The following is a 19,962-nucleotide window of genomic DNA, read 5'->3' as shown; positions in this document are numbered from 1 at the left end:
TAGCATCCTAACAAGCTGATTCAGGAAAAAATACGTTTTCCCAAGAATTATCCTGACTAAACTTTCAGCCTGTGATCGCTCCCGCAAGAAAACAAAATAATCAGTAGCGCCTTACAACAGGCTTTTGCATCGAACGCCAGATCCAGACCACGACGACAGCCAGAATCAACCATGGCAACAGCTTAATCATCATCACAAATAACCCGCCCAACATCATGAAAGCAGCAGCGACCATCAAAGCGGCGAATATGCCCAACAGAGAAATACCGGTCACCATCAACATGATAAAAAAGCCGATAACAAAGAGAATTTCAAACATGGTTGGCTCCTTAATAATTGTTTGTTCCCATGCATTACATTTAAACAGGGGCTTTATCAGGAGTATTACAAGAAACGTGCCAACCTGAAAATAAGGTTAACAGATTGAATTTACAAGCTATAGATAAAACACAGCCTGCCAAAACACTGGCAGGCATGGTCAAATTGACTAACTTATAGTGAAGTTTCCTACAGCGAATTGTGCTGTGGGCGAGTCACCAGCGCGAGTGCCTGTTCTACCACGGAAACATCAGCCCCAGGTTTATGCGCATTTTCACTCAAATGACGACGCCATTGGCGCGCACCGGGGATCCCTTGGAAAATACCAAGAATATGCCGGGTTATATGACCCAAATAAGCACCACGGGACAGTTCCTGCTCGATATAAGGATAAAGTGCTTCGATAGCCTTAACGCTATCAACCACTGGCGCATTGGGATCAAACAGCTCGCGATCCACTTGCGTTAAAATACTTGGGTTTTGATAGGCTTCGCGCCCCATCATCACGCCATCAACATGTTTAAGATGCTCTTTGGCTTCAGCCAATGTTTTGACGCCGCCGTTAATGGCAATAGTTAGCGCCGAGAAATCACGTTTGAGCTGATAAACCCGCTCATAATCCAGTGGCGGAACTTCGCGGTTTTCTTTCGGGCTCAGCCCTGAAAGCCAGGCTTTACGGGCATGAATCGTGAAAATATCACATTCACCACGTTCCGCGACGGTTTGCACGAATTCGCACAAAAATTCATAACTATCCAGTTGGTCAATCCCAATACGGGTTTTCACCGTGACTGGAATAGAAACCACGTCACGCATGGCTTTAATACAATCAGCAACTAGATTGGCTTCAGCCATTAAGCAGGCACCAAAACGGCCATTTTGCACCCGATCAGAGGGGCAACCGACATTCAGATTTACTTCATTGTATCCACGCTGTTCCGCCAGCTTGGCACAATGGGCTAAGGCTTGCGGGTCACTGCCTCCCAGTTGCAAGGCTACCGGATGGTCTTGTTCGCTATAAGCCAGATAGTCGGCTTTACCATGGATAATCGCCCCTGTGGTGACCATCTCGGTATACAGCAACGTCTGTTTGGTTAACAAGCGATGAAAGTAACGACAATGACGATCTGTCCAATCGAGCATCGGCGCGACGGAGAAACGCTGTAGGGGATAGTGTGGCTTATCTGCCTGAGTGCTGGAAAAAGTCTGAGCTTGGTGCATTTACTGTGATTTCATCGGTTATTATTGCATCAATTACCCATTGATATTGCGCATTAAACACACGAGATCAAGGGATGGAATGCGTGATTATACCATAGAACCTTGCTATGACTGCCTGAGTGATAGTTGTGCCGTAAAAAGGGAGATATTCCGGTAAATTACCAAAATTGTGACACTCCACTGCCCGGCACTTTTTCACCTATCGGTGATTAACCGTAAATATGATAAAATCTGTTCCATTCAAACGCTGCGGGATGAAACCATGAACTCAATCAATCAGGAAAAGCTGCTTGCTCAGGCTGAAAGCCTTTGCCAACAACGTAACGTCCGGCTGACACCGCAACGTCTTGAAGTATTACGCTTAATGGCACAACAACCCGGTGCAATCAGTGCTTATGATCTGTTGGATTTGCTACGCGTATCGGAACCACAAGCTAAGCCACCAACCGTTTACCGCGCATTAGATTTTTTGTTGGAGCAAGGGTTTATTCACCGCGTGGAATCAGCGAACAGTTATGTGCTGTGCCATCACTTTGAAGAGCCCACTCATACCTCTGCGCTATTTATCTGTGATCGCTGCAAAATTGTGACTGAGCGTACGACTGTCGGCATTGAAGAAGCGCTGGCGCAATTAGCGCAGCAATCAGGTTTTACCCTGCGCCATAGCGTGGTAGAGGCTCATGGCCTATGTGCTGAATGCGGGGAAGTTGAAGCCTGTGAAAGCCACGATCATTGTGATCATGACCACTCTATTGTGGCTAGAAAGAAATAGTCTCTGGCGATAAAAATCAGGCTGTCGTCCGAATGGCGGCAGCGTAATATTAAATTTATAATAATAAAATTTAATACCAACAATTTGAGTTAATAATAATATCCATAGGGTGAGATAGAAATAGAATTAGACACTTCCTTGTGTCTATCGATATGAGAATAGGAATAAATAGAATAAGGTTCGTTATTAATATCACGACTTAATAATATATATTCTATAAAGTGAGAGACCCAATTAACTTATATCGATATCAGTTTAATTCCATTTAACGCTGTTACCAGCGATATTTGCTGTGGTCTTCCCAGGCTTTAACTTCTTTCTCGGCTTGCTCTTTCTGATAGCCGTATTTCTCCTGGATTTTCCCTACCAGCTGGTCACGCTTGCCTTCTATGACCTTAAGGTCATCATCGGTGAGCTTGCCCCATTTCTCTTTCACTTTTCCTTTAAACTGCTTCCAGTTACCATCGGCTTGATCTTTATTCATAATATCTCCGTTACCTTGGAATTAGTCAGTCTATTTAATTAATCACGGTAAACATTCTCTCTTTATAACAGCAACCTTGGTTTAAATTAATCACTCACAGTCATAATTTAAATTAACTCAGGTTGTTTGCTTACCGTGTGAATAACTATAGCAGCTGAGACTAATAATTAAAGCCAAGCAAATATTAATCACTATAAATTGAGCAGAGGATCAAAAATGAAAGCGGGTAATATTCAGTTAAAACAGTAAGTAATAGCTTATTATCGGATTGTTCTCAATCTCAATATAAGCATGAATATATTGGCGAGAAATTAAATAAATTGTATACCCTCCTTGCTCGAAGGGTATACATCAATAGCGAGGATCAGATCCAGTCGCCATTACGGATGACACCAACGGCCAGCCCTTCGATAGTGAAGCTTTGCTCTCGCAAATCGACAATAATTGGCTGGAACTCGGTATTTTCAGGTAGAAGCTGCACGATATTACCTTGTTTTTTCAAACGTTTTACCGTTACTTCATCATCAATACGCGCAACAACCACTTGCCCGTTACGTACATCTTGTGTTTTATGTACCGCCAACAGGTCGCCATCCAGAATACCGATATCTCTCATCGACATTCCATTCACCCGCAATAGAAAATCTGCACTTGGCTTAAACATGGATGGGTCAACTTTGTAGTGCCCTTCGATATGCTGCTGTGCTAGCAGTGGTTCACCCGCGGCCACGCGGCCAATCAGCGGCAAACCATCTTCTTCTTCCATCAGTAAACGAATACCACGGGAAGCGCCAGAGACAATCTCAATAACACCCTTGCGGGCCAGTGCTTTTAAATGCTCTTCAGCGGCGTTAGGAGAGCGGAATCCCAGACGCTGCGCAATTTCGGCACGGGTCGGCGGCATACCTGTTTGCGCTAAGTGATCGCGCACCAGGTCATAAACCTCTTGCTGTCTGGTAGTAAGTGCTTTCATTTCGCCCCCTGTTTGTTTATACAGTCTTGCTGTGAGTATATACAGGTAAGCCGGTATTGGGAACCAAAGAGTGAATAAAAACAGGGATTAATCACAGCTTATTTTTATCGTATTACTCGCTATGCTTAAGGTCATCGGTGTGATGGGGGACATAACTAACCAGCATGCTGCCAAAGTACGGTTACCCATATAAATAGCGCTAACAGAATGGCGAGAAACACTGCGGCGGAGCCCATATCTTTGGCCCGGCCTGAAAGTTCATGAAACTCACTGCCAATACGATCGACCACGGCTTCAATGGCACTGTTGATCACCTCAACAATGATCACTAACACCACACTGCCAACCAATAAAATACGCGCTAAAGCATCTACATCCAACCAGAAGGCCAGTATGATAGCCAGTATGGCAGCCACGGCTTCTTGGCGAAAAGCCGCCTCATTTTTCCAGGCAGCACTTAAGCCTTTCACAGAATAACCGGTCGCTTTAAAGATTCGAGTTAGCCCTGTTGATTGATTCGCCATGATTTATTGCCTTTATCTTAAGTTAATGATGATTTTTGCCGCTTTCTGTTGTCTTATCACCACAGATCTCAAAACCAGTTTCTGGTATCCTTGCGACGAATTGCTAACAAGAGGCTTCATGTAGTTATGTCAGGTTGGCGTAAAATATATTATAAGTTACTGAATTTACCACTTAAATTGTTGGTAAAAAGCAAGGTTATTCCGGCAGATCCTGTGACTGAGTTAGGGTTAGACCCTTCTCGTCCTATTCTGTACGTTTTGCCTTACAATTCTAAGGCCGATTTGCTGACTTTGCGAGCACAGTGTCAGGCACAAGATCTACCCGACCCATTGATTCCATTGGAAATTGATGGTGTACAGCTGCCTAGCCATGTGTTTATCGATAATGGCCCGAGGGTCTTTCGTTATTACGCACCTAAGCAGGAATCGGTAAAAATATTCCACGATTATCTGGATCTGCACCGTAATAATCCAGCGCTGGATATCCAAATGCTGCCGGTTTCGGTGATGTTTGGTCGTTCTCCTGGGCGCGAAGGCCATGGTACACCACATCTGCGTGTACTGAATGGTGTGCAGAAATTCTTTGCCGTATTGTGGCTGGGCCGCGATAGTTTTGTGCGTTTCTCGACCACAGTATCATTGCGCCGAATGGCCAGTGAGCATGGTACCGATAAAACTATCGCCCATAAGTTGGCACGCGTCGCGCGGATGCACTTCTCTCGCCAGCGTCTGGCCGCAGTAGGCCCAAGCTTGCCGGATCGTCAAGACCTATTCAAAAAGCTGCTGGCTTCCAAGGCGATTGAAAAAGCCGTGGCAGATGAAGCACGTACCAAGAAAATCTCCCACGAGAAAGCACAGCAAAATGCCATTACGCTGATGGAAGAAATTGCCGCAGACTTCTCTTATGAAGCCGTGCGTCTGTCTGACAGGGTACTGAGCTGGACGTGGAACCGTTTGTATCAGGGTATTAACGTCCATAATGCCGAGCGTGTGCGGCAGTTAGCGCAAGATGGCCACGAAATTGTCTATGTGCCTTGCCATCGCAGCCATATGGATTACTTGCTGCTTTCTTACGTGCTTTATCATCAAGGGCTGGTACCGCCGCATATTGCTGCCGGTATTAACCTTAACTTCTGGCCTGCTGGCCCGATTTTCCGTCGCTTGGGTGCCTTCTTTATCCGCCGTACCTTTAAAGGCAACAAACTCTATTCAACCGTGTTCCGCGAATATCTGGGCGAACTGTTCACCCGGGGTTACTCAGTGGAATACTTTGTTGAAGGTGGTCGCTCGCGTACAGGCCGTTTGCTGGAGCCTAAAACCGGCACACTGTCGATGACTATCCAAGCCATGCTGCGCGGTGGTTCACGGCCAATCACCCTAGTGCCAATCTACATTGGTTATGAACATGTGATGGAAGTGGGCACCTACGCCAAAGAGCTGAGAGGAGCCACCAAAGAGAAGGAAAACCTGTTGCAGATGGTGCGTGGCCTGCGCAAGTTGCGCAATCTGGGCCAGGGCTACGTCAACTTTGGTGAGCCGATCCCGCTCACGACTTATCTGAACACCAATGTGCCGCAATGGCGCGATGCTATCGACCCCATTGAAGCGCAGCGTCCAAGCTGGTTGACACCGGCGGTCAATGATTTGGCCGGTAAGATTATGGTTAGAATTAATAATGCGGCGGCGGCAAATGCCATGAACCTGTGTTCTACCGCATTGTTAGCTTCACGTCAGCGCTCACTAACTCGCGAGCAACTGCTTGAGCAGCTCGATTGCTATCTACAATTGATGCGCAATGTGCCTTATGCAAAAGATGTCACCGTGCCGGATAAAACGCCGGAAGAGTTACTTAATCACGCCTTGAATATGAATAAGTTTGAGGTGGAGAAAGACAATATCGGTGACATTATCATCCTGCCACGGGAACAAGCCGTGCTGATGACCTATTATCGCAATAATATCCAGCACTTGCTGATGCTGCCGTCGTTGATTGCCAGTATGGTGATGTACCACCGCCGCATTACTCGCGCTGAGTTATTGCGTCAAATCAGCATGATTTATCCGATGTTAAAAGCCGAACTGTTCCTGCATTACAGTAAAGAACAGCTGCCACAAACATTGGATACTTTAATTGATGAACTGGCTCGCCAGCAGCTGATTTGTGATAAAGGGCATGAATTGGTGCTGAACCCAGCCCGTATTCGCCCTCTGCAATTATTGGCAGCAGGTGTGCGTGAGACACTGCAACGTTATGCGATTACGCTGTCATTACTCAGTGCTAACCCAAGTATCAATCGTGGGGCATTGGAGAAAGAGAGCCGCATTATGGCGCAGCGCTTGTCTGTACTGCATGGAATTAATGCACCGGAATTCTTCGATAAAGCCGTGTTCTCAACTCTGGTAGGTACCTTGCGCGAAGAGGGATATATCAGTGATAGCGGTGATGCCGTTCAGGAACATACGCTGGAAGTTTACAACATGCTGAGTGCGTTGATGACACCGGAAGTGAAGCTGACAATAGAAAGCGTCAGTATGCCGGCTGAAACCAGCAATCAGTTGCCAGCCCCTGAAACCGAGGATGAATCGGAAGATTAATCCTTTGGCATAAGATTAGAAATAGAATGGCCAGATAAATCATCTGGCCATTTTTTTACATGTAACTCACTAAAATCCCAAGGAACAACACCAAGCCCACATAGTTATTGTTCAGGAAAGCGCGGAAACATGGGTCGCGCTCACGCTGGGCAATCATCTTCTGTTGATGCACAAACAGCGCGCCTGCCAGCAAGACGGACCAATAAAACGCGCCGCCCAGATTCATCAGCCAGCCGATCGCCACCATCAATACCAGTGTTGCCAATTGCAGTAAGCCAATGATTAACTTGTCATACTGACCAAATAAAATTGCCGTGGATTTAACACCAATCTTCAGATCATCATCACGATCAACCATGGCATATTGAGTGTCATAAGCCACCGTCCAGCAGATATTGGCCAGTAAGAGCAACCAACAAGCCAGAGGTAGGCTTTCACTCACGGCGGCAAACCCCATCGGAATTGACCAACCAAATGCAGCCCCCAGCACCACTTGTGGCAAGTGGGTAACCCGCTTCATAAAGGGATAAACCCAAGCCAATGCCAGTGCTGCCAGTGATAACCATATGGTCATGCTATTGAGCGTTAATACCAACCCAAACGACAGTAACACCAAGACCACAAACAGGATTTTACTTTCTCTCTCACTGATGAGACCGCTCGGCAATGGCCGGGATGCGGTGCGTTTCACAAAGCCATCAATATGTCGGTCAGCATAATCATTGACGACACAGCCAGCCGCGCGCATGAAAAAAACACCCAGCACAAAGACAATCAGTATCTTGGTTTCGGGGATACCTTGCCCTGCCAACCACAGCGCCCACAATGTCGGCCATAGCAGTAATAATGAGCCAATGGGTTTATCAATACGCATCAAACGGCAATAAGCCAGCCATTTGCTCTGAACTGTACTTCCCTTCAATTTATCAGTCTCCAAAATCTCACCACCACATCACACTACTGAAGCTACGTTATTTGGTATAAAGCGGCGAAGCCGGTAAAAAAACTTCAGTTAATAACAGAGGCTTACCCGATAAGCGGAGTAACGAACGGCGCGCCCATAGGGTATCTTGCCGCCCCACTTGAATATAATCCCGGGTTAAATTGTCACCACCAAATAAATAGCGCCCAAGGGGCAATGTCCCTAAGTCCACCAGCGCCCTATCAGGGCCAGACAAGGTTTCTTCCGGGATAATTGTGCGGCCAAGCAGCCACGGTTCATTATCACCACACAACACAATTTCTCGCAGCCAATAACGTTCACTTACGGGTAAATGCTCCGCATCCTCCCCCAACTCATTACGCACAATAAAGCATTCCCGCTGCGGTTCAACATGAACCCGTTGGCAATGCTGTTCAAAACGTCGGGTCATCGACCCCAGCTCCATCAACCAGTCGGCGATGTTCGCAGGAAGAGTCGGGTGCTCAAGGGCACACCAGTGGATAGGCTTTAAAATTGATGCATCGCCGGTAGACATGCGGCTCGCTCCCTGCCGAGGATAAAACACCCATCCCCGCAATTGGTAATGGCTAAATAGACAACCATTGTAGCGCAGAATGAAGCTCAGGCGGCACTAGGTTACTTTTTTATTCAGACCAGCGACATTATCCTTATGGCTAATTTTTAGTATATTTTTCAATGTGTTCTAGGATAATTTTAACTCTCATATTTATTCCCTGATTTTGAGATCCGTTATTTGAATCTCTTGGTGAATAATATCCATCGAAAGCATTATCAAAATCGATAGGGTAAAAGGTGTTAGTTTTTGGGTCATATAAAACATTACGCAAGTGCAAATCATTATGGATGATATTGTAATACCCCAAATCGTCCATCATGCTGAAAAACCTCTCTTTTGCATTTGACGGGAAAATTTTACCCGTCATCTCTGCCAAAGTTGCCCCAGGCACATTATACATTCTTATATAGTATTGATTTTTATCTAGAATTAACTCAGAAGAACCTTCACCATAATATCGATTAAAAAATTCAACTTCTTTCGTATGGATTTCGGTTATAAGAAACTCATCTTGTGTAGCCAATTTCTTTAACACAAAACCAGGGTTACCGGCATCAAAATAGACATCTCCAGCCCGCCCACTACCTATTTTTTTACCTAATTTAACAGGGCGTAAAACTTTTGATTGAGATGGCCCGCCGCCCAACAATTTGCCCGGTTTGACAAATTGAGGGCCGTCTTTCAATACCATGCCCAAGTCTTGACCGGTGGCGACATCAACTTCCCAATAAACACCGCCTGCTCCTTGTCTAACCCAAGCTGCGCGCTTTCCACTTGGCAAGGCAGGGTCTTTAAGTTCAATCAGTTGCACTTCAATGGGTTTTCCATGTGGGTTTTGTATGGCACGGTTACCCGGCTCGATCTCCTCTGCTGATATATCTATCTCGGCCGATAACGTGGGAGACAACACAGGATCAATACCTGGCGGGGCATTTTCTAGCGTCACCACTCCCCTTTCCATTCCTCTAAGCAGACCTGCCTCCATCACCATTGCCGTCATACCGGCCGCCATATTCTCTTTTTCATTGCGGTAACGCGGCCCTTCCACTCTGGCGATAGTACACATGGGATTCGGTACTGGCAGTTTACAAGTCCAATGGTTTTCCAACATCGTCCAGGCATTGCCCCAAAAACGCGAATTCTCGGATTCTGGCCGGTAGTTCTTGGCAAGGTTACTGATTTTATCTTGCAGCGCACCGCCCTTTGGCCGCCGACCTTCAGCAATTAATGCCCTAATGGCCTGAGCCCGAATTGCCGGGTGAGAGTTGATTTGGTCATAATACTCGGCTTTTTTCGCCTCTAACGTGTCGAACACATTAATTGGTCGGCCGTTGTTGCCGGGCATCGACATATTGGCAACAAAGTGGCTGCTGGCATCCCGGCGTCGTTTAAATTCATTAACCGGTGAGTCATATTCCTTCTGCGGAAAACCGGACTGGGGATCCTGACGGTAAATATATCGTCTGGAATCATCAATTTTTTTTACCCCTTTCTCTGTCAGGATAGCTCTTATCGCCTGATCCTCATCAAAAGCCGCGGGAAGATGGCGATAGGCCAAACGCATATCAAGATAATCTAATTGCCGCGCTATCCTTTCTTGCTCAGTTTTGTAGGGTCGGTCATGCATCAGCGGGTATAAGGGATGGTCTGGCTCAAAATATTCAGTGAGCGCCTTAAGGTCCCACTCAAATCTGTCACGCTCCACATCAATGGCTGTATTATCAATAATATAGTCGGCTGATTGTTTTATTCGATCAAAGGTAATCTGAGCTAACTCAGGCAAATGGGAGACATCCATTGATTCAGCAATACGTTTTAATGCGCTCGCCGTTTGCTCTAACGTTAAAGGCTCGACTTCATTAGATTGGCTGAAATGGGATAAGAAGATAACCGTCGGGCTGTAGCCTATCCCATCGGCTTGACGCATTTGCCCTTCTTCTTGAAGTAATAAGTTATACAGCTGCTCAGCATTCTTATTTTCCAATTGATCAAGGGCTTGGCCTTGTAATTGATAATGTAACTTAAGGGTATTTTTGAGCGAAAACTCAAGGCTGCCGACGGCGTGTTGAAGATCAAGAAATTGAGTGAAATCTTGTTGGCGACAAACATCAAATCCAATCTGGACGCATCCGACTAAAATCATCTCCTCCAATTCCGACGACTGGCTTTGCAGATAGCGCCCTTGGGCATTTTTCGGTGCAAAACCATTGGCAAGATAAGCGTCATCAGATGTCACTTTCGCGGGTGTTGCATGAGTCCCTTGGTGGATAACCCTCAATGCTCGGGCGGCTCGGGAGACCGGTTGTTCCGGCCCCGCCAGTTGATCCACGCCCCAATCATTCAAATCCGTCGTAGCAACTGCCGTTATTTCACCATAGTGATTGCCATAATGGGAAAGGTTGAAAAGTATTGTCGCCTGAATTTTTATCGCTTTATTTTCAGGCTGATAAATGGCTGTGGATACTTCAGCTAACGTGGGTTGATGCTCTTGCTGTAGCCGCCAGGCAAGGCCGAGGGCAGCAAGTGGGGTCAGTTTTTCTGCTTGGGACAGTGTCAGGCCTTGTTGGGATAGCTTAAAAAGTATGTCGCGCTCCAAACTGGCTATTCGGGCTTTTTCATATCCTTGAGCCGCAGTTAATCCGGGCCTTAAATGCAATAAGTTATCGACACCATCCGCATATTCAATACCTTCTACATCATAAAGTTGCAGATAAAGATCGACAATTCTGCCCACCCGGGCATCACTGATTTCTGGGAATTGTTGCGCCCACCTTTTCTGATCCAGTTCTTTGGCATTATCAATTAACTGCATTGCGTGACTAAATACTGGCTCCGATGTCGAGCTGACATTGGGCAGCTCTTCAGCCAATTTATCTAACAGCAGATGATCTCTTGCCGTCACCTTTATAGGTAACTGCTGAACGTTATGGAAAGAAGGATGCTGAGCAGCGATAGAGAGCGGGATTAGGGGGGGCAACAAAATATTTTCTTCTGCAAACGGGACTAACCATGGGAGTAACACAATCCATAAACAGAGTTGAGTATTCTTCAACATCAATCAATTCCTTTAACTGATTAGCTGAACAATAAAGAGCCTTTAGCTGCGACTCTTCGGCATCTCATCCAAGATACCGATACTGGCGCTATTCCCGGTCTGATAGAACCTTATCTATCTTTTATATTCCCCCCAAAATAGGTAACTCGAATGGTAGCGAGAAAAAAGGTGCGCCAAGGCGCACCAACCATCTAGCCATATTCAGCAGTGCCGGGATTTACCCCTTGCCTTTTACACTACTAATAAAGGTTTTTCGGGCTGAAGTTGAGCCCAAATGTTCCGCTTCGTTCAACAATTTCAGCGCCTTATCGACATCGCCGGATTTCACCGCGTCTTTAATCGCCTGGTTGAAGTAGGTTTCCGTCTCACTCAGCATTGGCTCTGCGGGTTTGGCCGGCGCTGATGTCGGTGCGGCTACCGCTGCCGGTTGAGCGCTATTGCCCACCACCACAGGGGCCGACTGCGCTGCTGGCTGCATCAAGCCAATCATAATATTGCCCATGCCCTGCTCAGCTGTCGCCTTAATTTTCAAGTTGCCGGTTGGCGTATGTTTGGCGATAGGATCTGGGATATCGGGCACCGCATTACCCACCCCCATGGCATAAGCCTTGGCCGGGGCCAGTAGTGTGGTGGTTTTCGCTAAATCTTCGCGGGTGGTATAAACCAGCAGATAGATCTGTTTTTGGCCCAGTGCCGGAGTCAGTTTCATCACCCCTTGCAACCGGTCATTGACCATGATGCCCGCTTTTTCATAAGTGAAATAGCTGGACGGGTAATAAGCCGCCGGGCGCATCTGTTCGTCTAAAACTAATACGCTAGGAGAAAATAGTTGGTTATTAGACACTAAGCTGCTGAGCGTGATCTCCATTGAGCCACGATCGGCGGGCAATGCAAAGGCGGCAACCGCGCCTTCAACATTCCCTTGAGAAATTTGTGGGCTAGCTGCGGTGAGCTTAATTTCCTCAGTTGCTGGCGGCACTAATGGCTGCCAGGGCAACTGCTGTAATGTTGCGGTGCTAATGGTCGGCGCGATGGAAACATTCGCCGGAGAAATCGTAGATGCGGCCTGTGCTGCCAGCGGTGTAGTCACCCCCAGAGCCAATGCCAGACAGAGTGTCAGAAGATTCTTTTTCATTGTTATACCCTCATACGTAACTGTGCCAGGCAAGGTCGGCAAAGTTAACCAATATATAACCTTTTTGGGTTGTCGCTTTATGGTGCGTTAAGCAAACAGCCGCCCGTAGGCGGCTGAAGAATCGCTTTTACCACCAGGCTTCGAATTGAGCACCGAAGGTCACTTCATTGCTCTTACCACGGCTGTTAGTACCGATGCTGCCATTTTGTGCCAGACCATAATCGGCACTGTTCACGCCATTGACTTGTACATCGTTATAGCCCCACTTCTCATCCCAGTTAGCATAAGTTGCAAAGACGCGGATTGCTGGACGTGACCAGATGCTGTCGCCTGCCTGCCACTGTTGTGCCAGTGTCAGTTTGTACTGACCATTGCGGTCGCCAGTACGTTGTGACTTAACATTGTCATAGCCAACTTCTGCCAAGGTACTCATGATATTGGTCCATTTATACATTGGACGAACACCCACGCTGTACCAAGTGGTCCCGTTGTTGTTGTCCCAGTCAGTGTCCTGATACAGACCGACGTACATCAGATCCCACTTCTCAGCCAGGTTGATGGCACCGTGGTCAATAATACGCAACATGTGGCCATTGTTATCAACTTTTGTACCTTGTGAATGGCCGCTGTTAGATGAAGTCATGGAGTCGGTGGCATACTGAACAACAAATTTGTTGAAGCCACCCATCATGCTTTGGGTATGTTCAGCAGTCAGCATCACGCCATCTTTAGAGGCATTCGGTGCTAACGCATAATCATCTTCAGGATTGGCACGACCATAATCCACGCCAAATTCCAGTGTACCGCCTGGGTTAGTTTCTAAACCGGCTAAACGGATATCGTACACATCGTTGACCGTGTGGTCGGCGTTTTTACGCTGATTGTCAATCCAGGCACTTGAACCACCCGCTTCAGAGTTACGAGTTGCTGCGATAGATAACTTGCCGAAGCCCAAATCAATCGCTTCCAAACCTGCACCTGGGCCGGAAATATCCCAGTAGTAGAAGTCAATCATATGAACGTCATGACGTTGATAGAAGCGTTTACCTGCCCACATGGTGGAGCCAGGCAACCAATCAATTAGATTTTTACCCTGAACGTTGGCTTCACGGAAAGCGGGGTCTGTAGATTCCCAGTCATCACGCTGCGAAACGGAATAGGCTACGTTGGTATCCAGGTAGAAGCTCTTATCGCCTTCTTTCCACAATTCCTGACCTAATTTAATTTCCGCATAAGTTTCACACTCGTTACCCAGACGGTATTTACTTTGAGCACCAGTTGCTTTGAAACATTGTTGTTCGCCACCACTTCCCGTCCAACCGATACCAGAACGTGCATACCCGTGGAAATCGACAGCCATAGCTTGAGTGGAAAGGACACCAGCGGCAACAGCCAGTGCTATCGGTAACTTGCGCAGAGTAGTCATCAGTAATCTCCTGTTATATTTGCCTATCGGCATGCGTGCTTTACATTTTCCAAAACCAGACGCCGTGGTAACTAGACGCCCAGTTCTTGGTACAGCCGCTTACAGGCAGTGCCATCTTCACGGAACAGATGACAGCGCTGCGGTGGCAGACCGATGGCGAATGTTGCACCTTCTTCTACCAGCACCACGTCGTTCTGGCGGTAAACCAGGTTCTGACGTATTGCCGGGATTTGGATGTGAATTTGAGTCTCATTACCCAGTTGCTCTACCACTTGAATCTCGCCTTCCAGCGTGACTTCAGAGGCACTGCTTGGCAGCAGATGTTCCGGGCGGATACCCAAAGACAGATTTGCACCAACCTGAACCTGCGTACCTTCCACCGGCAGCCACACTAACTGGCGATTGGGCAGTTCTATCTGTACTTGGCGAGGTTCAGCGGCGGTCACTTTAACCGGTAAAAAATTCATTTTTGGCGAGCCGATAAAGCCCGCAACAAAGCGGTTGGCTGGGTAGTGATATAACTCAAGCGGCTTACCTACCTGCGCGACATTGCCTGCATCCAGCACCACAATTTTGTCGGCCAATGTCATGGCTTCGACCTGATCGTGAGTGACGTAAATCATGGTGCGTTCCAAGCGCTTATGGAGCCGGGATATCTCAATGCGCATCTGTACTCGCAGCGCGGCATCCAGGTTGGAAAGTGGCTCATCGAGCAAGAACACATCCGGCTCTGCGACCAAAGTACGACCAATCGCAACACGCTGACGCTGACCACCTGAAAGTGCTTTTGGCCGCCGTTCCAGCAGGTGAGCCAGTTGCAGCACTTCTGCTACCTGATTCACCCGTTGGTTAATTTCGGCTTTCTTCACACCGGCCAATTTCAGGCCGAAGGACATGTTCTCCGCCACCGACAAGTGGGGATAAAGCGCATATGACTGGAACACCATGCCGATGCCACGTTCAGACGGCGGCACCTCATTCATCCGCTTGCCACCAATCAACAATTCACCTGAGGTAATGTCCTCAAGGCCGGCAATCATCCGCAGTAGCGTTGACTTTCCACACCCGGATGGCCCAACAAACACCACAAATTCACCGTCATCGATCTCCAGATTGATATCTCTGGAAATCACAGCCTCACCAAAGGCCTTATAAACGCCGCTCAGCGTTACATTAGCCATGTGTTACTCCTTTGCTTACGCAAACAACTTTTCATATGAACCTGACTGAAGAAAAATGGCGGAAGCAAATTCCGGCATGACCCATCAATTACTCCCAGTCCCCTGATGACTCTCTTGCAGCGCGCCGTACCGCCATGCTTTGAGCCTGGTTGCCTCGGACGACGTCGCGGCCTGAGTATAGGGCTGCATGTTGCTTAACGCTTCAACGCATTGATCTGGCTGGGTAATAATTAACCGAACAGCACCTTTTTATTGATGGCGGTGTTTCATTGGTTCTTTTCAATGACGGTGCTGCTTTTCAATGGTGGTGATAGTGCGGGAGTGACACTATTAGGTAATCATCCGTAACAAAGTTTTTCATGGGGGAGGAGATGGGAGGATGAGGGAACGACCAATGCGGGCAGAAGTTCCACTGTAAATACAAATACGTGATCTGGCCTGCAAATTTCGACCTGCATTATTGTGCCTGACACCACAGAATAGGCCGCAGTGTTAACTGGGTCACAATAACCGACCGGGGGGCGTAGACGGGGGGAGGATGATGGGGTATCGGGTTGTGACTCAATATGGCAGCGTAAAAATCGGTACCCACAAAATTGGATAAAAGGATTGGATTATGACTAGCAGCTTCACAAAATCCGGCATTGGTAAGACCGCACGTGTTTTGGCCCTTTCAGCGTTAACCACGCTGGTGCTCTCTTCCTCTGCTTTTGCCAAGATTGAAGAAGGCAAACTGGTTATCTGGATCAATGGCGATAAAGGCTATAACGGGCTGGCAGAAGTCGGTAAGAAATTTGAGAAAGATACCGGCATCAAAGTCACTATCGAGCATCCAGACAAACTGGAAGAAAAATTCCCGCAAGTCGCAGCCACCGGCGATGGTCCAGACATTATCTTCTGGGCGCATGACCGCTTTGGCGGCTACGCACAATCTGGCTTGCTGGCAGAAATCAGTCCATCTAAAGCCTTCCAGGAAAAACTGTTCCCATTCACATGGGACGCGGTGCGTTTCAATGGCAAGCTGATTGGTTATCCAGTGGCGGTAGAAGCGCTGTCTCTGATTTATAACAAAGACCTGCTGAAAGAAGCACCGAAAACCTGGGAAGAAATTCCAGCGTTGGATAAAACACTGCGTGCCAATGGCAAAAGCGCCATCATGTGGAACCTGCAAGAACCGTACTTCACTTGGCCAGTTATTGCCGCTGACGGCGGTTATGCCTTCAAATTCGAAAACGGTGTTTATGATGTGAAAAACGTCGGCGTGAACAATGCCGGTGCGAAAGCTGGCCTGCAATTTATTGTCGATCTGGTGAAAAACAAACACATCAATGCTGATACCGATTATTCCATCGCCGAAGCGGCCTTTAATAAAGGCGAAACAGCGATGACCATCAATGGTCCATGGGCATGGAGCAACATTGATAAGAGCAAAATCAATTATGGCGTGACCTTGCTGCCAACCTTCCATGGCCAACCATCCAAGCCGTTCGTGGGTGTCCTGACTGCCGGTATCAACGCCGCCAGCCCGAACAAAGAACTGGCGACCGAGTTCCTGGAAAACTACCTGCTGACCGACCAAGGCTTGGCTGAAGTCAATAAAGACAAACCGCTGGGCGCAGTTGCACTGAAATCTTACCAAGAGCAACTGGCAAAAGATCCACGTATTGCGGCAACCATGGAAAACGCCACTAAAGGCGAAATCATGCCGAATATTCCACAAATGGCCGCCTTCTGGTACGCAACCCGCAGTGCAGTGTTGAATGCCATCAGTGGTCGCCAAACCGTGGAAGCTGCCCTGAACGACGCAGCCGCCCGTATCGTCAAATAATAGATTCACTATGCCCCGAGAATACTTGCTGCAACATTACTCAAAGTAATTGATGTTGCAGCAAGGCAGCCAACGAACAAATCCCGATGAGCTTACACAAGGTAAGTGATTCGGGTGACAAATCGGCAGGGAGCAGATTTGAACGCTGCTTGCAGCGGCCTCGCAGAGGCGAGGTTCAAGGATGGGCCGAGTAACGAGAGCAGCTAACGTCGCTGTAACGTCAAGTACGAAGAGTATGAAAGGGACCATTATGCAGTTATCCCACACCGAGTTTCAAAGCCGTAAAAAGAAAATTGCCTGGTGGCAAAGTGATGCACTTAAGTGGCTGATTATTGGCGCATTAAGTCTATTCACCTGCTATTTGATCATGTTGATGTATGCTCAGGGTGAATATCTTTTTGCCATCGTGACGCTGATTCTGGTGAGTCTGGGGCTGTATGTTTTCGCCAATCGCCGCGCTTATGCCTGGCGCTATGTTTATCCCGGTGTCGCGGGTATGGGGCTGTTTGTTCTGTTCCCCTTGATTTGCACCATCGCCATCGCCTTTACCAACTACAGCAGTACCAATCAGTTAACCTTTGAGCGCGCCCAGTCCGTCTTAATGGACCGGCAATTCCAGACCGGTAAAACATTTACCTTTGGTCTGTATCCAAGCAACGACCAATGGCGCTTGCAGCTCACGGCACCTGATGACAATACCTTACTGATTTCTGAGCCTTTCAGCTTGAATGAGGCTGTCGGGCAAAAAATAAAAGTCGCACCAACCAGCACAGAACAAACTGGGGAGCGAGCCTCACTACGCATCATTACCCAGAATCGTCAGGCCCTGAGCGGGCTGGTCGCTATCCTGCCAAATGGCGGCGAGCTGCGCATGAGTTCACTGCGCCAATTCGCCGAAACCAGCCCACTGTATAAGTTGGGGGCCGACGGCAATGAATTGATTAATAAACAAACTGGCGTAATTTATCGGCCAAACCTTGATGTCGGTTTTTATCAGGCCGTGAATGCAGAGGGTCAGTGGGAAAACGAGAAACTCAGCCCCGGCTTTACCATCACTATCGGCTGGAAAAACTTCCTGCGGGTGCTGCAAGATGAAGGTATCCAGAAACCATTTGTCTCAATCTTTATTTGGACCATTATCTTCTCAGTCATGAGTGTCATTCTGACGGTTGCCGTCGGCATGGTATTGGCTTGCGTAGTGCAGTGGGAAGCATTGAAAGGCAAAGCGATTTATCGGGTGTTGCTGATCCTGCCTTATGCCGTGCCCTCCTTTATCTCGATATTGATTTTCAAAGGGTTATTCAACCAAAGCTTTGGCGAAATCAACTTGATGCTTAATCAGCTATTTGGCATCAAACCTGAGTGGTTCAGTGATCCACTCACCGCCAAGAGCATGATTTTGATTGTGAATACCTGGCTCGGTTACCCCTACATGATGATTTTGTGCATGGGGCTACTGAAAGCCATTCCAGATGACTTATATGAAGCCTCTGCCATGGATGGTGCCGGGCCATTCCAGAACTTTTTCCGCATTACCTTCCCATTGCTGATTAAGCCGCTGACCCCGCTGATGATTGCCAGTTTTGCCTTTAACTTTAATAACTTCGTATTGATTCAGTTATTAACCCGAGGTGGCCCGGATATGATTGGCACCAGCACCCCGGCGGGATATACCGATTTACTGGTCAACTACACCTACCGCGTGGCCTTTGAAGGGGGCGGCGGGCAAGACTTTGGCCTGGCTGCGGCTATTGCCACTCTGATTTTCATTCTGGTAGGCGCACTCGCGATACTGAATTTGAAAGCCAGCAAAATGAATTTTGACTAAGGAGGAGATGCAGATGGCCATGGTTCAACCTAAATCCCAGCGTTTGCGTCTATTAGGCACTCACTTTCTGATGTTGTGCTTTATCGCGCTGATTATGTTCCCGCTGTTGATGGTTATTGCCATTTCGCTGCGGCCCGGTAACTTCGCCACCGGCAGCCTTATCCCAGACCAAATATCCTGGGAACACTGGAGGCTGGCTCTGGGTATGAGTGTGACCCATGCCGATGGTTCGGTCACGCCGCCACCATTCCCAGTGATGTTGTGGTTATGGAACTCAATTAAAATCGCGGTGATCACCGCCATCGGTATTGTCTCGCTTTCCACAACTTGTGCTTACGCTTTTGCTCGCATGCGTTTTCGTGGCAAAAGCACCTTACTGAAAGGTATGTTGATCTTCCAGATGTTCCCTGCGGTGCTATCACTGGTGGCGTTGTATGCCTTATTTGATCGGCTTGGGCAATATATGCCGTTTATCGGTTTGAACACCCATGGCGGAGTGATTTTTGCCTACATGGGCGGGATTGCCCTACACGTCTGGACCATCAAAGGCTACTTCGAAACCATTGATAACTCACTGGAAGAAGCTGCCGCCTTGGATGGCGCCACCCCATGGCAAGCTTTCAGACTGGTGCTGTTGCCACTGTCAGTACCTATTTTAGCCGTGGTATTTATTCTGTCGTTTATTGCTGCCATCACTGAAGTGCCGGTCGCTTCATTGCTATTGCGCGATGTGGACAGCTACACCTTGGCGGTAGGTATGCAGCAGTATCTGAACCCGCAAAACTATTTGTGGGGCGATTTTGCCGCCGCAGCCGTATTGTCTGCTATCCCAATTACCACGGTCTTCTTGCTGGCACAGCGCTGGTTGGTAGGTGGCCTAACGGCCGGTGGGGTGAAAGGCTAACTATTTTGTTTTCAATAGGCGTCATTGTTGCAGGCAGTTTGGACCAAGATAGCGCAGAGGAACCGGAGCGTACATACAGTACGTGAGGATTGCGAGCACTGCCTAGGTCCAAAATGGCAAATAAAATAGCCTATTTTTTCCCTCTGGTACTGTGTCTTTAGGGCGGCCTTAATGGCCGCCATTTTTCTTTTTTATCAA

16 protein-coding genes and 1 pseudogene are annotated in these 19,962 nt (G+C 47.8%); 5 read left to right on the top strand and 12 right to left on the bottom strand.

The window, feature by feature from the left end; genetic code table 11:
- Window positions 1-100: 100 nt before the first annotated feature.
- Together pspG and dusA are read right to left on the bottom strand one after the other, a co-directional pair.
- Window positions 101-319: an envelope stress response protein PspG gene (pspG, locus tag N0H69_RS04935; RefSeq protein ID WP_004711207.1), complete on the bottom strand. Its 219-nt coding sequence runs from the start codon at window positions 317-319 to the stop codon at window positions 101-103.
- Between the two features lie 188 nt (window positions 320-507).
- Entirely contained in the window at window positions 508-1,539 is a 1,032-nt protein-coding gene (gene dusA / locus N0H69_RS04930; protein WP_050152446.1) for a tRNA dihydrouridine(20/20a) synthase DusA, read from the bottom strand.
- 262 nt (window positions 1,540-1,801) lie between these two features.
- On the opposite strand from dusA, the gene zur reads away from it, so the two are divergent.
- Entirely contained in the window at window positions 1,802-2,311 is a 510-nt protein-coding gene (gene zur / locus N0H69_RS04925; RefSeq protein WP_050152453.1) for a zinc uptake transcriptional repressor Zur, read from the top strand.
- Window positions 2,312-2,585: 274 nt separating this feature from the next.
- Here zur and N0H69_RS04920 read toward each other — a convergent pair whose 3' ends face one another.
- From N0H69_RS04920 to N0H69_RS04910, 3 genes are all read right to left on the bottom strand, one after another.
- Window positions 2,586-2,795 (bottom strand): CsbD family protein, encoded by a 210-nt coding sequence (locus N0H69_RS04920; protein WP_050110809.1) that lies wholly within the window; start codon window positions 2,793-2,795, stop codon window positions 2,586-2,588.
- Between the two features lie 364 nt (window positions 2,796-3,159).
- Window positions 3,160-3,768, bottom strand: coding sequence for a transcriptional repressor LexA (lexA, locus tag N0H69_RS04915; RefSeq protein WP_050110812.1), 609 nt, complete (start codon window positions 3,766-3,768; stop codon window positions 3,160-3,162).
- Between the two features lie 155 nt (window positions 3,769-3,923).
- Complete coding sequence (locus N0H69_RS04910) at window positions 3,924-4,292, bottom strand: diacylglycerol kinase (protein WP_050110813.1); 369 nt, start codon at window positions 4,290-4,292, stop codon at window positions 3,924-3,926.
- A 126-nt stretch (window positions 4,293-4,418) separates the two neighbouring features.
- Here N0H69_RS04910 and plsB point away from each other — a divergent pair, with 126 nt between their 5' ends.
- Window positions 4,419-6,887, top strand: coding sequence for a glycerol-3-phosphate 1-O-acyltransferase PlsB (gene plsB / locus N0H69_RS04905; protein ID WP_050110815.1), 2,469 nt, complete (start codon window positions 4,419-4,421; stop codon window positions 6,885-6,887).
- A gap of 55 nt (window positions 6,888-6,942) precedes the next feature.
- Here the strand turns inward: plsB and ubiA are convergent, their stop codons facing one another.
- From ubiA to N0H69_RS22240, 7 genes and pseudogenes are all read right to left on the bottom strand, one after another.
- The gene (gene ubiA, locus N0H69_RS04900) at window positions 6,943-7,809 is read right to left on the bottom strand and encodes a 4-hydroxybenzoate octaprenyltransferase (RefSeq protein ID WP_050152454.1); all 867 of its coding nucleotides are present in this window, start codon (window positions 7,807-7,809) and stop codon (window positions 6,943-6,945) included.
- A 49-nt stretch (window positions 7,810-7,858) separates the two neighbouring features.
- Complete coding sequence (gene ubiC / locus N0H69_RS04895) at window positions 7,859-8,365, bottom strand: chorismate lyase (RefSeq protein WP_050110817.1); 507 nt, start codon at window positions 8,363-8,365, stop codon at window positions 7,859-7,861.
- Between the two features lie 139 nt (window positions 8,366-8,504).
- Complete coding sequence (locus N0H69_RS04890) at window positions 8,505-11,462, bottom strand: OspG family effector kinase (protein ID WP_050152448.1); 2,958 nt, start codon at window positions 11,460-11,462, stop codon at window positions 8,505-8,507.
- 217 nt (window positions 11,463-11,679) lie between these two features.
- Complete coding sequence (malM, locus tag N0H69_RS04885; RefSeq protein WP_050123168.1) at window positions 11,680-12,597, bottom strand: maltose operon protein MalM; 918 nt, start codon at window positions 12,595-12,597, stop codon at window positions 11,680-11,682.
- A gap of 127 nt (window positions 12,598-12,724) precedes the next feature.
- Window positions 12,725-14,023 carry a maltoporin gene (locus N0H69_RS04880; RefSeq protein ID WP_050110821.1) on the bottom strand — a complete coding sequence of 433 codons (1,299 nt, stop codon included), beginning with the start codon at window positions 14,021-14,023 and terminating at the stop codon, window positions 12,725-12,727.
- 71 nt (window positions 14,024-14,094) lie between these two features.
- Complete coding sequence (gene malK / locus N0H69_RS04875; protein WP_050110824.1) at window positions 14,095-15,204, bottom strand: maltose/maltodextrin ABC transporter ATP-binding protein MalK; 1,110 nt, start codon at window positions 15,202-15,204, stop codon at window positions 14,095-14,097.
- A pseudogene (locus tag N0H69_RS22240) lies at window positions 15,197-15,450 on the bottom strand (hypothetical protein); the annotation flags it as partial. The gene malK and the pseudogene N0H69_RS22240, both read right to left, overlap by 8 nt.
- Window positions 15,451-15,820: 370 nt before the next feature.
- On the opposite strand from N0H69_RS22240, the gene malE reads away from it, so the two are divergent.
- The 3 genes from malE to malG all read left to right on the top strand — a co-directional run bounded on the left by malE (window position 15,821) and on the right by malG (window position 19,764).
- The gene (gene malE / locus N0H69_RS04870; protein ID WP_050110826.1) at window positions 15,821-17,032 is read left to right on the top strand and encodes a maltose/maltodextrin ABC transporter substrate-binding protein MalE; all 1,212 of its coding nucleotides are present in this window, start codon (window positions 15,821-15,823) and stop codon (window positions 17,030-17,032) included.
- Window positions 17,033-17,282: 250 nt separating this feature from the next.
- The gene (gene malF, locus N0H69_RS04865) at window positions 17,283-18,860 is read left to right on the top strand and encodes a maltose ABC transporter permease MalF (protein WP_050145816.1); all 1,578 of its coding nucleotides are present in this window, start codon (window positions 17,283-17,285) and stop codon (window positions 18,858-18,860) included.
- A gap of 13 nt (window positions 18,861-18,873) precedes the next feature.
- Window positions 18,874-19,764 (top strand): maltose ABC transporter permease MalG, encoded by an 891-nt coding sequence (malG, locus tag N0H69_RS04860; protein WP_050110830.1) that lies wholly within the window; start codon window positions 18,874-18,876, stop codon window positions 19,762-19,764.
- Window positions 19,765-19,962 lie beyond the last annotated feature (198 nt).

It is taken from the genome of Yersinia alsatica (genome assembly GCF_025133195.1).
In the GTDB taxonomy this organism is placed as follows: domain Bacteria; phylum Pseudomonadota; class Gammaproteobacteria; order Enterobacterales; family Enterobacteriaceae; genus Yersinia; species Yersinia alsatica.
The sequence above is the reverse complement of the archived record's forward strand: the minus strand, read 5'-3'. Positions and strand labels throughout refer to the sequence as shown.